The organism is Sphaerotilus sp. (assembly GCF_034519685.1).
Taxonomy (GTDB): Bacteria; Pseudomonadota; Gammaproteobacteria; order Burkholderiales; family Burkholderiaceae_C; genus Sphaerotilus.
In genome coordinates, this window is record NZ_JAXHOF010000006.1 from 436893 (window position 1) to 449580 (window position 12688).

21 protein-coding genes and 2 tRNA genes are annotated in these 12688 nt (G+C 62.1%); 21 read left to right on the forward strand and 2 right to left on the reverse strand.

From position 1 onward, the window contains the following. Positions 1–54: 54 nt before the first annotated feature. From gshA to U5O44_RS13205, 21 genes are all read left to right on the forward strand, one after another. Positions 55–1350 carry a glutamate--cysteine ligase gene (gshA, locus tag U5O44_RS13105; RefSeq protein ID WP_322588905.1) on the forward strand — a complete coding sequence of 432 codons (1296 nt, stop codon included), beginning with the start codon at positions 55–57 and terminating at the stop codon, positions 1348–1350. A 253-nt stretch (positions 1351–1603) separates the two neighbouring features. Further along, entirely contained in the window at positions 1604–1972 is a 369-nt protein-coding gene (rplN, locus tag U5O44_RS13110) for a 50S ribosomal protein L14 (RefSeq protein WP_322588906.1), read from the forward strand. A 20-nt stretch (positions 1973–1992) separates the two neighbouring features. Continuing rightward, positions 1993–2310: a 50S ribosomal protein L24 gene (gene rplX / locus U5O44_RS13115; protein WP_179633191.1), complete on the forward strand. Its 318-nt coding sequence runs from the start codon at positions 1993–1995 to the stop codon at positions 2308–2310. A 14-nt stretch (positions 2311–2324) separates the two neighbouring features. Next, entirely contained in the window at positions 2325–2876 is a 552-nt protein-coding gene (rplE, locus tag U5O44_RS13120) for a 50S ribosomal protein L5 (RefSeq protein ID WP_322588907.1), read from the forward strand. Positions 2877–2883: 7 nt separating this feature from the next. Then, a complete protein-coding gene (gene rpsN, locus U5O44_RS13125) occupies positions 2884–3189 on the forward strand; it encodes a 30S ribosomal protein S14 (protein WP_322588908.1) in 306 nt (101 codons plus the stop codon). A gap of 32 nt (positions 3190–3221) precedes the next feature. After that, the gene (rpsH, locus tag U5O44_RS13130; protein ID WP_322588909.1) at positions 3222–3617 is read left to right on the forward strand and encodes a 30S ribosomal protein S8; all 396 of its coding nucleotides are present in this window, start codon (positions 3222–3224) and stop codon (positions 3615–3617) included. Positions 3618–3633: 16 nt separating this feature from the next. Then, on the forward strand, positions 3634–4167 hold the full coding sequence (rplF, locus tag U5O44_RS13135; RefSeq protein WP_322588910.1) for a 50S ribosomal protein L6: 534 nt from the start codon (positions 3634–3636) through the stop codon (positions 4165–4167). A gap of 11 nt (positions 4168–4178) precedes the next feature. After that, a complete protein-coding gene (gene rplR, locus U5O44_RS13140) occupies positions 4179–4544 on the forward strand; it encodes a 50S ribosomal protein L18 (protein ID WP_179633186.1) in 366 nt (121 codons plus the stop codon). 30 nt (positions 4545–4574) lie between these two features. Next, positions 4575–5093 (forward strand): 30S ribosomal protein S5, encoded by a 519-nt coding sequence (rpsE, locus tag U5O44_RS13145; protein WP_322588911.1) that lies wholly within the window; start codon positions 4575–4577, stop codon positions 5091–5093. Between the two features lie 17 nt (positions 5094–5110). Next, a complete protein-coding gene (gene rpmD, locus U5O44_RS13150; RefSeq protein WP_179633184.1) occupies positions 5111–5302 on the forward strand; it encodes a 50S ribosomal protein L30 in 192 nt (63 codons plus the stop codon). A gap of 2 nt (positions 5303–5304) precedes the next feature. Next, positions 5305–5739 (forward strand): 50S ribosomal protein L15, encoded by a 435-nt coding sequence (rplO, locus tag U5O44_RS13155; protein ID WP_322588912.1) that lies wholly within the window; start codon positions 5305–5307, stop codon positions 5737–5739. Between the two features lie 14 nt (positions 5740–5753). Further along, positions 5754–7064: a preprotein translocase subunit SecY gene (gene secY / locus U5O44_RS13160; protein WP_322588913.1), complete on the forward strand. Its 1311-nt coding sequence runs from the start codon at positions 5754–5756 to the stop codon at positions 7062–7064. Positions 7065–7125: 61 nt separating this feature from the next. Beyond that, positions 7126–7344: a translation initiation factor IF-1 gene (gene infA / locus U5O44_RS13165; RefSeq protein ID WP_004521905.1), complete on the forward strand. Its 219-nt coding sequence runs from the start codon at positions 7126–7128 to the stop codon at positions 7342–7344. 64 nt (positions 7345–7408) lie between these two features. Then, on the forward strand, positions 7409–7522 hold the full coding sequence (rpmJ, locus tag U5O44_RS13170) for a 50S ribosomal protein L36 (protein WP_012348927.1): 114 nt from the start codon (positions 7409–7411) through the stop codon (positions 7520–7522). A gap of 35 nt (positions 7523–7557) precedes the next feature. Then, on the forward strand, positions 7558–7923 hold the full coding sequence (gene rpsM, locus U5O44_RS13175) for a 30S ribosomal protein S13 (RefSeq protein WP_322588921.1): 366 nt from the start codon (positions 7558–7560) through the stop codon (positions 7921–7923). A gap of 30 nt (positions 7924–7953) precedes the next feature. Then, positions 7954–8358: a 30S ribosomal protein S11 gene (gene rpsK, locus U5O44_RS13180; protein WP_179633180.1), complete on the forward strand. Its 405-nt coding sequence runs from the start codon at positions 7954–7956 to the stop codon at positions 8356–8358. Between the two features lie 238 nt (positions 8359–8596). Further along, on the forward strand, positions 8597–9220 hold the full coding sequence (gene rpsD / locus U5O44_RS13185) for a 30S ribosomal protein S4 (protein WP_322588922.1): 624 nt from the start codon (positions 8597–8599) through the stop codon (positions 9218–9220). Between the two features lie 136 nt (positions 9221–9356). After that, positions 9357–10343, forward strand: coding sequence for a DNA-directed RNA polymerase subunit alpha (locus tag U5O44_RS13190; RefSeq protein WP_293999505.1), 987 nt, complete (start codon positions 9357–9359; stop codon positions 10341–10343). 85 nt (positions 10344–10428) lie between these two features. Continuing rightward, complete coding sequence (rplQ, locus tag U5O44_RS13195; protein WP_322588923.1) at positions 10429–10824, forward strand: 50S ribosomal protein L17; 396 nt, start codon at positions 10429–10431, stop codon at positions 10822–10824. 81 nt (positions 10825–10905) lie between these two features. Further along, positions 10906–10982: transfer RNA gene (locus U5O44_RS13200), tRNA-Met, on the forward strand. A gap of 108 nt (positions 10983–11090) precedes the next feature. Continuing rightward, positions 11091–11167, forward strand: a tRNA-Met gene (locus U5O44_RS13205). Between the two features lie 43 nt (positions 11168–11210). Here U5O44_RS13205 and U5O44_RS13210 read toward each other — a convergent pair. Both U5O44_RS13210 and rtcA read right to left on the reverse strand, forming a co-directional pair. Next, positions 11211–11594, reverse strand: coding sequence for a cupin domain-containing protein (locus tag U5O44_RS13210; RefSeq protein WP_322588924.1), 384 nt, complete (start codon positions 11592–11594; stop codon positions 11211–11213). Continuing rightward, positions 11591–12652 carry an RNA 3'-terminal phosphate cyclase gene (gene rtcA / locus U5O44_RS13215; RefSeq protein ID WP_322588925.1) on the reverse strand — a complete coding sequence of 354 codons (1062 nt, stop codon included), beginning with the start codon at positions 12650–12652 and terminating at the stop codon, positions 11591–11593. The genes U5O44_RS13210 and rtcA overlap by 4 nt, the downstream gene beginning before the upstream one ends. Positions 12653–12688: the final 36 nt, after the last annotated feature.

Below are 12688 nucleotides of genomic sequence, written 5' to 3' on the forward strand. Positions count from 1 at the left end.
TGAAGACCTTCCTAGAATGGCCCTCATTCCCCTTCACCGCGCAGGTCGCCCACCATGGTTCCCCATCTCGTCACCGCACTGACCGGCCCGATCAACGAGCTCGAAGCCCGCATCCTCGACTCCATGCCCGCCATCGAGCGCTGGTTCCGCCTGGAGTGGATGGAGCACACGCCGCCGTTCTACACCTCGGTCGATGTGCGCAACGCCGGCTTCAAGCTGGCCCCGGTCGACACCAACCTCTTCCCCGGCGGCTGGAACAACCTGACGCCCGAGATGCTGCCGCTGGCGGTGCAGGCGGCGATGGCGGCGATCGAGAAGATCTGTCCCGAGGCCAAGAACCTGCTGCTGATTCCCGAGAAGCACACCCGCAATTCCTTCTACCTGACGAATGTGGCGCGGCTGGTGCAGGTGTTCACGCAGGCCGGGCTGAACGTGCGGCTGGGTTCGCTGGACCCGGAGGTGAAGACGCCGGTCGAGCTGACGCTGCCCGATGGCGAGACGCTGACCGTCGAGCCGCTGATCCGCACACAGCGCCGGCTCGGGCTCAAGCACTTCGATCCTTGCACCATCCTGCTCAACAACGACCTCTCGGCCGGCATTCCACCGGTGCTGGAAGGTTTGCACGAGCAGTACCTGCTGCCGCCGCTGCACGCGGGCTGGGCGGTGCGGCGCAAGACGAACCATTTCCAGGCCTATGAAGAGGTCGCGAAGAAGTTCTCCAAGCTGATGGGCATGGACCCGTGGCTCATCAATCCGATGTTCAGCCAGTGCGGTGAGGTGAACTTTGCGGAAGGGGCGGGCATCGAGTGCGTGCAGACGAATGTCGATGCGCTGCTGGGCAAGATCCGCCGCAAGTACAAGGAATACGGCATCAACGAGAAGCCGTTCGTGATCGTCAAGGCCGACAACGGCACCTACGGCATGGGCATCATGACCGTGCGCGATGCCAAGCAGCTCGACGAGATCAATCGCCGCACCCGCAACAAGATGAGCGTCATCAAGGACGGCCAGGAGGTCACCGAGGTGATCATCCAGGAGGGTGTGCCGACCTACGAGCGCATCAACGAGGCGGTGGCCGAGCCGGTGGTCTACATGCTGGACCGCTATGTGGTGGGGGGCTTCTACCGGGTGCATGCCGACCGTGGCATCGACGAGAACCTGAACGCGCCAGGGGCGAGCTTCGTGCCGCTGGCCTTTGCCGAGAGCAATCACCTGCCGCGCCAGGGTGCCAAGCCCGGGGCGAGCGCGCCGAACCGGTTCTACATGTACGGGGTGGTGGCGCGGCTGGCGATGCTGGCGGCAAGTTACGAGCTGGAGGCCACGGATCCGGATGCGGAGGTGTACGACTGACCGGTGGACGCAACGGAGTGCGCCGGCCCTTGCGCAACATCGGCAAGTAGTCATTGACAGCGTCTGAAAATGCTGACATAGTCGAAGGCTCTTTCTGGCTTGCGCACGTGCCTAGCCGCATGTGGCGCAATCTGGCTCCGCCCCAAACGCAATGGCTTGATGAGTGATCGTCAGGTTGTTGTGACGGGCCCAAGACTGACCGCAAGCGGTGGCCGAGTGGGGCTATCAGTGCGGGACAAGTTGGGGATTCGACATGATCCAAATGCAATCGCGACTCGACGTCGCGGACAACACCGGTGCGAAGTCCGTCATGTGCATCAAGGTGCTTGGCGGTTCTAAGCGTCGTTACGCCGCTATTGGCGACGTGATCAAGGTCAGCATCAAAGAAGCTGCGCCCCGTGGTCGCGTGAAAAAGGGCGAGGTCTATAACGCCGTGGTGGTGCGTACCGCCAAGGGCGTTCGCCGTCAGGACGGCTCGCTCGTCAAGTTCGATGGCAATGCAGCCGTGCTGCTCAATGCCAAGTTGGAGCCGATCGGCACCCGCATCTTCGGCCCGGTGACGCGTGAACTGCGTACCGAGCGCTTCATGAAGATCGTGTCCCTGGCTCCGGAAGTGCTCTAAGCCGACTGCAAGGACAGGCCATGAACAAGATTCGCAAAGGCGACGAGGTCATCGTGCTGACCGGTCGCGACAAGGGCAAGCGTGGTGCGATTTCGCTGCGCGTCGATGAAGACCATGTGGTGGTGGATGGCATCAATGTCGTCAAGAAGCATGTGCGTCCGAATCCCCTGAAGGGCACGACCGGTGGCATCGTCGACAAGACCATGCCGATTCACCAATCGAATGTGGCGATCTTCAACCCCGCGACCGGCAAGGCCGACCGCGTGGGCATCAAGCTCCTGGCTGACGGCAAGAAAGTGCGCGTCTTCAAGTCCAGTGGCGAAGAGATCAAGGCCTGAGGCGGGAATTCGAGATGGCTCAACAACAAGCTCGTCTGCAAGCGTTCTATCGCGAGAAGGTCGTTCCTGACCTGATGCAGAAATTCGGCTACACCTCCGTGATGGAAGTGCCGCGTTTCGAGAAGATCACCCTGAACATGGGTGTCTCCGAAGCGGTGTCCGACAAGAAGGTCATGGACCACGCCGTCGGCGACCTGACCAAGATCGCTGGCCAGAAGCCGGTCGTCACCAAGTCCCGCAAGGCCATCGCCGGTTTCAAGATCCGCGAGAACGTGCCCATCGGCTGCATGGTGACCCTGCGCGGTGTGCGCATGTTCGAATTCCTGGACCGTTTCGTGACGATCGCGCTGCCGCGCGTTCGTGACTTCCGCGGCATCTCGGGTCGTTCGTTCGACGGTCGCGGCAACTACAACATCGGCGTCAAAGAACAGATCATCTTCCCCGAAATCGAATACGACAAGGTGGATGCTCTGCGTGGTCTGAACATCAGCATCACGACGACGGCCGGTACCGATGACGAGTGCAAGGCGCTGCTCACGGCCTTCCGTTTCCCGTTCAAGAACTGAGGCCACCATGGCAAAAGTCTCTCTCATCCAGCGCGAAGAAAAGCGCGAGAAGCTGGTGGCCAAGTACGCCAAGAAGTTTGCGGAACTGAAAGCCATCATCGACGACAGCAGCAAGTCGGAAGAAGAGCGCTACATGGCGCGTCTGGCTCTGCAGAAGCTGCCCCGCAATGCCAATCCGACCCGTCTGCGTAGCCGCTGCGGGATCACCGGTCGTCCGCGCGGCACGTTCCGCAAGTTCGGTCTGGCGCGCAACAAGATTCGTGAACTGGCCTTCCGAGGCGACATCCCCGGTGTCGTCAAGGCGAGCTGGTAAGCCGGCCCCAGGGCACGAACAGGAGTTATTCCATGAGCATGAGTGATCCTATCGCCGACATGCTGACCCGCATCCGCAACGCGCAGATGGTCGAGAAGGCCAGCGTTGCGATGCCTGCGTCCAAGTTGAAGACTGCCATTGCGCAAGTCCTCAAGGACGAGGGTTACATCGACGGTTTCGCAGTCAAGACGACGGACGGCAAGTCCGAACTCCAGATCGGTCTGAAGTATTACGCCGGCCGCCCGGTGATTGAGCGCATCGAGCGCGTCAGTCGCCCCGGTCTGCGCATCTACAAGGGCCGCCATGACATTCCCCAGGTCCAGAACGGCCTGGGTGTCGCCATCGTCACCACCCCCAAGGGTGTGATGACCGACCGCAAGGCGCGCGCTTCCGGTATCGGTGGCGAAGTCCTCTGCTACGTCGCCTAAGCAGGAGGAACGACAAATGTCCCGCGTTGGAAAAATGTCGATCACCGTCCCGCAAGGCGTGGACGTGTCGGTCACCGAAGACCAGATCAGCGTCAAGGGTGCCAAGGGCACGCTGGTGCGTCCGATGTCTCGCCTGGTCAAGGTGAGCAACGAATCTGGCAAGCTGTCTTTTGCTCCGACCGATGATTCGGCCGCAGCCAATGCCATGTCCGGCACCGTGCGTGCGCTGGTCAACAACATGGTCAATGGCGTGAGCAAGGGTTTCGAGCGCAAGCTGAACCTGGTTGGCGTGGGCTTCCGTGCCCAAGCTGCTGGTCAGAAGCTCAATCTGCAGATCGGGTTCTCGCACCCCGTGGTCAAGGACATGCCGGAAGGCATCAAGGTCGAGTGCCCCACTCAGACCGAAGTCGTGATCAAGGGCGCTGATCGCCAGGTCGTCGGCCAGCTGGCTGCAGAGGTTCGTGCCTTCCGTCCCCCCGAGCCTTACAAGGGCAAGGGCATCCGTTATTCGGATGAGAAGGTCACGATCAAAGAGACCAAGAAGAAGTAAGGAGCCGCACCATGTTGAACAAGAAAGAACAGCGCCTGCGCCGCTCCCGTCAGACCCGTGCCCGCATTGCATTGCAGGGCGCGGTTCGTCTGAGCGTCTTCCGCTCGAACCTGCACATCTACGCCAGCGTGATTTCCGGCGACGGCTCGAAGGTGCTCGCCAGCGCTTCGACCGCCGAAAAGGAAGTTCGCGAGCAACTTGGCGCTGCCGGCAAGGGCGGCAACGTCGATGCCGCGACGCTGATCGGCAAGCGCATCGCCGAGAAGGCCAAGGCCGCCGGCGTCGAGAAGGTGGCGTTCGATCGCTCTGGTTTCGCGTACCACGGCCGCATCAAGGCGCTGGCCGATGCAGCGCGCGAAGCCGGTCTGCAGTTCTGATCCGCCTCGCTCGAAACGAAGGAATACAAAATGGCTAAGTTTCAACCGAAGGTTGCTGACGAAGGTCGCGACGACGGCATGCGCGAGAAGATGATCCAGGTCAACCGCGTGACCAAGGTGGTCAAGGGCGGCCGGATCATGGCGTTTGCTGCTCTCACCGTGGTCGGTGATGGCGACGGTCGCATCGGCATGGGCAAGGGCAAGTCCCGCGAAGTGCCGGTGTCGGTCCAGAAGGCAATGGAATCCGCTCGTCGCGGCATGGTCAAGATCCCGCTGCGCAACGGCACCGTGCCGCACAACGCCACGGGTGAGCACGGTGCTGCCAAGGTGCTGCTGGCGCCCGCGCCGGCTGGTACCGGCATCATCGCCGGCGGCCCGATGCGTGCCGTGTTCGAAGTCATGGGCATCACCGACATCGTCGCGAAGAGCCTCGGATCCTCGAACCCGTACAACATGGTTCGCGCCACGTTCGACGCCCTGTCCCGCATGACGACCCCCGCTGCGGTGGCCGCCAAGCGTGGCAAGACGCTTGAAGAAATCTTCAACTGAGCGGGCTGGAGGACAACATGTCTGAGAACACCGACAAGAAGACCGTCAAGGTCAAGCTGGTCAAGAGCCCGATCGGCACCCGCGAATCGCACCGTGCCACGGTGCGTGGCCTGGGCCTGCGTGGCATGAACACCGAATCCGTGCTGGAAGACACCCCTGCGGTGCGCGGCATGATCAACAAGGTCTCGTACCTGGTGAAGGTGCTGTAATCATGGAACTCAATTCGATCAAGCCGGCATCGGGTGCAAAGCACTCCAAGCGCCGTGTCGGTCGCGGCATCGGTTCCGGCCTCGGCAAGACTGCGGGTCGTGGTCACAAGGGTCAGAAGTCGCGCGCTGGTGGCTACCACAAGGTGGGCTTCGAAGGCGGTCAGATGCCGCTGCAGCGTCGCCTGCCCAAGCGTGGCTTCAAGTCCGCGCTGCTGAAGTACAACGCCGAAGTGACGCTGTCCCAACTGCAGAACCTGGCCGTCGATGAAGTCGATGTGCTGGTGCTGAAGCAGGCGGGTCTGGTGGCTGACATCGTGAAGAACGTCAAGGTCATCAAGTCCGGCGAACTGACCAAGAAGGTCGTCCTGAAGGGCGTTGGCGCAAGCGCTGGCGCACTGGTTGTCATCGAAGCCGCTGGCGGCTCGGTCGCTGCCTGAGTCACAGGTCACCCGTGGCAACGAACCCGACACAACTGGCGAAGAACGGCAAGTTCGGCGATCTGCGTCGCCGACTCGTGTTTCTGCTGCTGGCCTTGGTGGTTTACCGCATCGGTGCGCACATCCCTGTTCCCGGCATCAACCCTGAGCAACTGGCCCAGTTGTTCAAGGGCCAGGAAGGCGGGATCCTGAGCTTGTTCAACATGTTCTCGGGTGGTGCGCTCTCGCGGTTCACTGTGTTCGCGCTGGGGATCATGCCGTACATCTCGGCGTCGATCATCGTGCAGCTGATGGGCTACGTGGTCCCGACGCTGGAGGCGCTGAAGAAGGAAGGCGAAGCCGGTCGTCGCAAGATCACGCAGTACACCCGCTACGGTGCGCTGGGTCTGGCGTTGTTCCAGTCGATCGGCATTGCCGTGGCGCTGGAAGGTTCGCCGGGGCTGGTGATTGATCCGGGTCCGCTGTTCCGGGTCACGGCTGTGGTCAGCCTGACTGCGGGCACGATGTTCCTGATGTGGCTGGGCGAGCAGATCACGGAGCGTGGTCTGGGCAACGGGATTTCGATCCTGATCTTTGCTGGTATCGCTGCAGGACTGCCTGGCGCCATCGGCGGTCTGGCCAATCTCATCAACACCGGTGCGATGAGCGTGATCGTGGCGCTGCTGATCGTGTTGATCGTGATCGCGGTGACGTTCGTGGTGGTGTTCGTCGAGCGTGCGCAACGCAAGATCCTGGTCAACTATGCCAAGCGGCAAGTGGGCAACAAGGTCTACGGTGGCCAGTCGTCGCACCTGCCGCTGAAGGTCAACATGGCGGGCGTGATTCCCCCGATCTTTGCGTCGTCGATCATCCTGTTGCCGGCAACGGTGGTGGGGTGGTTTGCGACGGGGGAGAATCTGCGCTGGTTGAAGGACATTTCGGCAGCGTTGTCGCCGGGGCAGCCGATCTATGTGCTGCTCTACGCGGCGATGATCGTGTTCTTCTGCTTCTTCTACACGGCTCTGGTGTTCAACAGCCGCGAGACTGCAGACAACCTGAAGAAGAGTGGAGCGTTCATTCCCGGGATTCGTCCAGGCGATCAGACGGCGAAGTACATCGACAAGATCCTCGGGCGGTTGACGCTGGGCGGTGCGGTGTACATCACGCTGGTCTGTCTGCTGCCGGAATTCCTGGTGTTGAAGTACAACGTGCCGTTCTATTTCGGTGGAACGTCTCTGCTGATCATCGTGGTCGTGACGATGGACTTCTGGGCGCAGGTCCAGTCGTACGTGATGTCGCAGCAATACGAAACGCTGTTGAAGAAGTCCAGCTTCAAGGCGAACTGAAACTGAGCGTCAGGACGCGCTGAACAAGCAAGACCGAGTAAGCGTATCGAGCCGATTTCGTATGGCGAAAGACGACGTTATTCAGATGCAGGGGGAGGTCATCGAAAACCTCCCCAACGCCACCTTCCGGGTCAAACTGGAAAACGGCCATGTAGTGCTCGGGCATATCTCCGGCAAGATGAGGATGCATTACATCCGCATCCTGCCGGGGGACAAAGTGACCGTTGAATTGACCCCCTACGACCTGAGTCGTGCTCGCATCGTGTTCCGGGCGAAGTGAGCGAACCTCCCAACATTGTCCGGAAGAGAAGCTCGAGAAGCGCAAGCCGATCAAGGAGAAGACCATGAAAGTCTCGGCATCCGTCAAGAAGATCTGCCGCAATTGCAAGATCATCCGTCGCAAGGGTGTGGTCCGTGTGATCTGCACCGATCCGCGCCACAAGCAGCGTCAGGGTTGATCGACCCCGCCGCTGAACCCCTTTAGAGAGTCACCATGGCACGTATTGCTGGTATCAACATTCCGCCGCACAAGCACGCCGAGATTGGTCTGACTGCGATCTACGGCATCGGCCGCACGACCGCTCAGCAGATCTGCGACACCTGCGGCATTCCGTACAACAAGAAGGTCAAGGACCTGACTGACGGCGACCTGGAAAAGATCCGTGAGGCCGTGGGCACGATCACCATCGAAGGTGACCTGCGCCGCGAAATCTCGATCAACATCAAGCGTCTGATGGACCTGGGCTGCTACCGTGGCTTCCGCCATCGCCGTGGCCTGCCCATGCGTGGTCAGCGCACCCGCACCAATGCCCGTACCCGCAAGGGTCCGAAGAAGGGCGCTGCTGCGCTGAAGAAGTAAGCGCATCGTCGCCCAGGAAAGATTCGAGTCATGGCAAAAGCACCTGTCAACAACGCCGCACGCCGCGTGAGCAAGAAGGTCCGCAAGAACGTTGCGGACGGCATCGCTCACGTGCACGCTTCGTTCAACAACACGATCATCACGATCACCGACCGTCAGGGCAATTCGCTGTCCTGGGCTTCGAGCGGTGGCCAGGGTTTCAAGGGTTCGCGCAAGTCGACGCCCTTCGCAGCCCAGGTGGCGGCGGAAGTCGCAGGTCGTGCCGCTCAGGAACAAGGCATCAAGAACCTGGACGTTCGCATCAAGGGCCCAGGCCCGGGTCGCGAGTCGTCGGTTCGTGCGCTGGCTTCCCTGGGCATCCGCATCGCGTCGATCTCTGACGTGACGCCGGTCCCGCACAACGGCTGCCGTCCGCAAAAGCGCCGTCGCATCTGATGCCAGTATCCTGTCTGCGGAGCAGACAGGAAAATGCATCAAGAGTTGCGCTACAATCGCAGGCTTTCCGGCGAATGCTTCGTGCTTTCGCCGGATTAGTCGTCGTTGCGAATGTCAGGGTGAGGTGTGTCTCTAGGCTCTAGAGCTGCCGCACCATATTAAGACCACCGTTTCGCGGATTCCCGCGGGACTCGCGTACGGAATGCGTACGCCAGATTGAAACACAAGGACTACGTCCGTGGCACGTTACCTCGGCCCCAAGGCCAAACTTTCCCGCCGTGAAGGCACCGACCTGTTCCTGAAGAGCGCCCGCCGTTCGATCAGCGACAAGTCGAAGTTCGAAACCAAGCCGGGCCAGCATGGCCGCACCTCGGGCTCGCGCACTTCGGACTACGGTCTGCAGCTGCGTGAAAAGCAGAAGGTCAAGCGCATGTACGGCGTGCTGGAAAAGCAATTCCGCCGCTACTTCGCCGAAGCCGAGCGCCGCAAGGGCAACACCGGCGCCACGCTGCTGCAGCTGCTGGAATCGCGTCTGGACAACGTCGTCTACCGCATGGGCTACGGTTCGACCCGTGCCGAAGCGCGTCAGATGGTGTCGCACAAGTCGATCACGGTCAACGGCCAGGTCGTCAACATCCCGTCGTTCACGGTCAAGGCCGGCGACGTGGTGGCGGTGCGCGAAAAGGCCAAGAAGCAACTGCGCATCATCGATGCGCTGAAGCTGGCCGATTCGATCGGTCTGCCGGCCTGGGTGTCGGTGGATCTGGCGAAGATGGAAGGCACCTTCAAGAAGGCGCCTGACCGCGACGAATTTGGTGCCGAGATCAACGAATCGCTGATCGTCGAACTGTACTCGCGCTGATTCGTGAGATGGCACGCACCGGAGCGTGTGTGCCTCAGACCCCATCGCATCCCGGGTGCGCTGGGGTCTCGCATCGCCCGGTGGGTCCATCAGCCTTATCGGTGTAACGAGCCGAGGGTATTGACAGGAACTTTGAATGCAAACCAATCTGCTGAAGCCCAAAGCCATCAACGTCGAGCCGCTGGGCGGACACCGCGCCAAGGTGACGCTGGAGCCGTTCGAGCGTGGCTATGGTCACACGCTGGGCAATGCGCTGCGCCGCGTGCTGCTGTCGTCGATGGTGGGCTACGCGCCGACCGAAGTGACGATCGCGGGCGTGCTGCACGAATACTCGACGGTGGATGGCGTTCAGGAAGACGTCGTCCACATCATGCTCAATCTCAAGGGCGTGGTGTTCCGTCTGCACAACCGCGACGAAGTGACGCTGGTGCTGCGCAAGGAGGGCGAAGGCCCGGTCACCGCGCGTGACATCCAGACGCCGCACGATGTCGAGATCATCAACCCAGATCTGGTCATCGCGCACCTGGCCCAGGGTGGCAAGCTCGACATGCAGATCAAGGTCGAGAAGGGCCGCGGCTACGTGCCGGGCACGATGCGCCGCTACGCTGACGAGCCGACCAAGAGCATTGGCCGCATCGTGCTGGATGCGTCGTTCTCGCCGGTCCGCCGCGTGAGCTACACGGTCGAGAGTGCCCGCGTCGAGCAGCGCACCGACCTGGACAAGCTGGTCATGGAAATCGAGACCAACGGCGCGATCTCGCCGGAGGAAGCGATCCGTGCCTCGGCCAAGATCCTGGTGGAGCAGCTGGCCGTGTTCGCACAGCTGGAAGGCAACGACCTGGCCGGCATCGTCGAGCCCGCACCGCGTGCGCAGCACTTTGATCCGATCCTGCTGCGTCCGGTCGATGAGCTGGAACTGACGGTGCGTTCGGCCAACTGCCTGAAGGCCGAGAACATCTACTACATCGGCGACCTGATCCAGCGCACCGAGACCGAACTGCTGAAGACCCCGAACCTGGGCCGCAAGTCGCTCAACGAGATCAAGGAAGTCCTCGCTTCGCGTGGCCTGACCTTGGGTGCTCGTCTCGAGAACTGGCCGCCGCAAGGTCTCGACAAGCGTTGAACTGAACGCAACATCCCGCACGCTTTGAACGTGCAACCGGCGGTACCTGATCCGGCCGCCGGCAATTGAACCAGAAGGAATTCTCATGCGCCACCGTAACGGCCTCCGCAAACTGAACCGCACCTCGTCGCACCGTCTGGCGATGCTGCGCAACATGGCCAACTCGCTGATCCAGCACGAAGCCATCAAGACCACGGTCCCGAAGGCCAAGGAACTGCGCCGTGTGGTCGAGCCCCTGATCACCCTGGGCAAGACCCCGACCCTGGCCAACAAGCGTCTGGCATTCGACCGCCTGCGTGACCGCGACAACGTGGTCAAGCTGTTCGCTGTGCTCGGCCCGCGTTATGCCGCACGTCCGGGTGGCTACAGCCGCATCCTGAAGATGGGCTTCCGCGTTGGTGACAATGCACCGATGGCCTTCGTCGAACTGGTGGACCGTCCTGATGCGGACACTGTTGCCCCGGTCGACGCTGCCGAGTGATCGGATTGTGGTTCCGGTTGAAAATCTCACCGGAATCGCTTGCTGATGACCAAGTTTTCAGCATAGAATCTAATCCTCAGTCGCGGGGTGGAGCAGTCTGGTAGCTCGTTGGGCTCATAACCCAAAGGTCGCAGGTTCAAATCCTGTCCCCGCAACCACAGATTTCGCAGGCAGCTTCAGCTGTGTGCACCGACAGCCGGCAATTCGCTGGCTGTTTTGTTTCAGGGTGGATCCGCTGTCCAGAGCGGTTCAGCCAAGGTTTCAGTCGCGGGGTGGAGCAGTCTGGTAGCTCGTTGGGCTCATAACCCAAAGGTCGCAGGTTCAAATCCTGTCCCCGCAACCAAACAAACAAAAAGCCAACTCACCGAGTTGGCTTTTTGCTTTTGTCAGCCCCTGATGAACACCGTGACCAGCGGCTCCGGGCCTACCTGTCGACTCCAGTGACCATGCACTGTGGCGTCGAAGGTGCTGCCGGCGGGCAGGATATCAGCCGAGTAGAAGTGCTCCCCGGGCGAGAAAACGCGCGACGTGCCGTCCTGCAGGCCGATCTCCATCTGGCCGCCCAGGATGAACACCCACTGCGGGTTCTCGGTGCAATGGAATTCGCTGCGGAACCCCACGGGGCTGTGCCGCAACTGGTAGCCGCCGCTGGGCATCAGCGGCGACAGGCGCGCCGCGGGCTTGCCTTCGGTCAGGGCAATCGACGCCTCGCGGAAGCGGGCGCGGCCGTCGGTGTCGGTGAACAGGATGATTTGGGTGAACGTGCTCATGGCGCATTGTCACCCGGTGGCTTGACCTCCACTTGCACACCTTGTCCCTTGGGCAAAGGCCGCGTGTCGATCCGCACAGGCAGAAACTGCCCGATCACGCTGAAGTTGGTTGCCGCGTGCAGGCTCACGTCGGTGCAGGTGTACCGCGCGGCCCGCCCGCTGCGCCACACGGCCAACGCCAGCGGCAACACCCACTGGTCGGCGAGGTACTGTCCGAGCGCGCCCGCGCTGCTGGCATAGCGTTTGACCTGGCGGGCCACGTCGCCCGCCACGTTTTCGGCGCTGCGCGACTTCTCGCCGATGGCACAGAACACCTCGGTGACGTGCTCGTGGCGCAGCGTGGCCAGCAGGGCGTTGCCGGGGCCCTCGTTCTGGCGCGTGACTGGGATGGTGGAGTGGTCGAATGTCCAGCCGAGCTGCCCGCGCAGCACCTCCAGCTCGCGCTCGGCGATGCTGCGCTTGAGGCCGGGGACCAGGCACTCGGCCTGCTGATCGAGCAGCGCGCCGCGCTCGGTCAGGTCGAATGGTTGCAGTCCCTCGGGGCCGACCGGGTGCAGGTCCACCTCGATCTCGCCGCCTCCGCCGGGGTAGAAGCCACAGCGACGCAGCCGCAGTTCGGCTGGCGCACCCAAGCGTCGCAGCAGCGGCGCGTAGGCGCGCTCGACGAAATGGAAGCTCGGCGCCATTGGGTTGTGCGTGCCGCCCTGCAGCGTCAGGCGCACCGGCGACTCGGCCAGCATCAGCGCCGGCCAGACCGACTGCAGCACCAGCATCACGCTGCCGGCCGTGCCGACGCTGAAGTGGTGCTCGCCGCCGCGCACCGGGCCGGGGGTGAAGCGCAGCGTCTGCGAGCCGGGCGTGGCGCCTTCGACCTGTGCGCCGCTGAGTGCCTGTGCGGCGGTCACGCAGGTCAGGTGCTGGCGCATCAGACCGGGGCGCGGTCGGCGCGCGCGGATTTTTTCGAGCAGGACCGGCTGGCCGGTCACCATGGACAGCGCGAGCGAGGTGCGCAGCACCTGACCGCCGCCTTCTCCCTGAGAAGCGTCGATGTGGATCATGGCGGGTGTTCTTGTGGTCGTCGTGGGGTTCAGTGG

What these genes read in the sequence shown, in the direction of transcription:
- gshA (WP_322588905.1), top strand. Translation starts at nt 55, where the DNA reads ATGGTTCCCCATCTCGTCACCGCACTGACCGGCCCGATCAACGAGCTC.
- rplN (WP_322588906.1), top strand. Translation starts at nt 1,604, where the DNA reads ATGATCCAAATGCAATCGCGACTCGACGTCGCGGACAACACCGGTGCG.
- rplX (WP_179633191.1), top strand. Translation starts at nt 1,993, where the DNA reads ATGAACAAGATTCGCAAAGGCGACGAGGTCATCGTGCTGACCGGTCGC.
- rplE (WP_322588907.1), top strand. Translation starts at nt 2,325, where the DNA reads ATGGCTCAACAACAAGCTCGTCTGCAAGCGTTCTATCGCGAGAAGGTC.
- rpsN (WP_322588908.1), top strand. Translation starts at nt 2,884, where the DNA reads ATGGCAAAAGTCTCTCTCATCCAGCGCGAAGAAAAGCGCGAGAAGCTG.
- rpsH (WP_322588909.1), top strand. Translation starts at nt 3,222, where the DNA reads ATGAGCATGAGTGATCCTATCGCCGACATGCTGACCCGCATCCGCAAC.
- rplF (WP_322588910.1), top strand. Translation starts at nt 3,634, where the DNA reads ATGTCCCGCGTTGGAAAAATGTCGATCACCGTCCCGCAAGGCGTGGAC.
- rplR (WP_179633186.1), top strand. Translation starts at nt 4,179, where the DNA reads ATGTTGAACAAGAAAGAACAGCGCCTGCGCCGCTCCCGTCAGACCCGT.
- rpsE (WP_322588911.1), top strand. Translation starts at nt 4,575, where the DNA reads ATGGCTAAGTTTCAACCGAAGGTTGCTGACGAAGGTCGCGACGACGGC.
- rpmD (WP_179633184.1), top strand. Translation starts at nt 5,111, where the DNA reads ATGTCTGAGAACACCGACAAGAAGACCGTCAAGGTCAAGCTGGTCAAG.
- rplO (WP_322588912.1), top strand. Translation starts at nt 5,305, where the DNA reads ATGGAACTCAATTCGATCAAGCCGGCATCGGGTGCAAAGCACTCCAAG.
- infA (WP_004521905.1), top strand. Translation starts at nt 7,126, where the DNA reads ATGGCGAAAGACGACGTTATTCAGATGCAGGGGGAGGTCATCGAAAAC.
- rpmJ (WP_012348927.1), top strand. Translation starts at nt 7,409, where the DNA reads ATGAAAGTCTCGGCATCCGTCAAGAAGATCTGCCGCAATTGCAAGATC.
- rpsM (WP_322588921.1), top strand. Translation starts at nt 7,558, where the DNA reads ATGGCACGTATTGCTGGTATCAACATTCCGCCGCACAAGCACGCCGAG.
- rpsK (WP_179633180.1), top strand. Translation starts at nt 7,954, where the DNA reads ATGGCAAAAGCACCTGTCAACAACGCCGCACGCCGCGTGAGCAAGAAG.
- U5O44_RS13190 (WP_293999505.1), top strand. Translation starts at nt 9,357, where the DNA reads ATGCAAACCAATCTGCTGAAGCCCAAAGCCATCAACGTCGAGCCGCTG.
- rplQ (WP_322588923.1), top strand. Translation starts at nt 10,429, where the DNA reads ATGCGCCACCGTAACGGCCTCCGCAAACTGAACCGCACCTCGTCGCAC.
- U5O44_RS13210 (WP_322588924.1), bottom strand. Translation starts at nt 11,594, where the DNA reads ATGAGCACGTTCACCCAAATCATCCTGTTCACCGACACCGACGGCCGC.
- rtcA (WP_322588925.1), bottom strand. Translation starts at nt 12,652, where the DNA reads ATGATCCACATCGACGCTTCTCAGGGAGAAGGCGGCGGTCAGGTGCTG.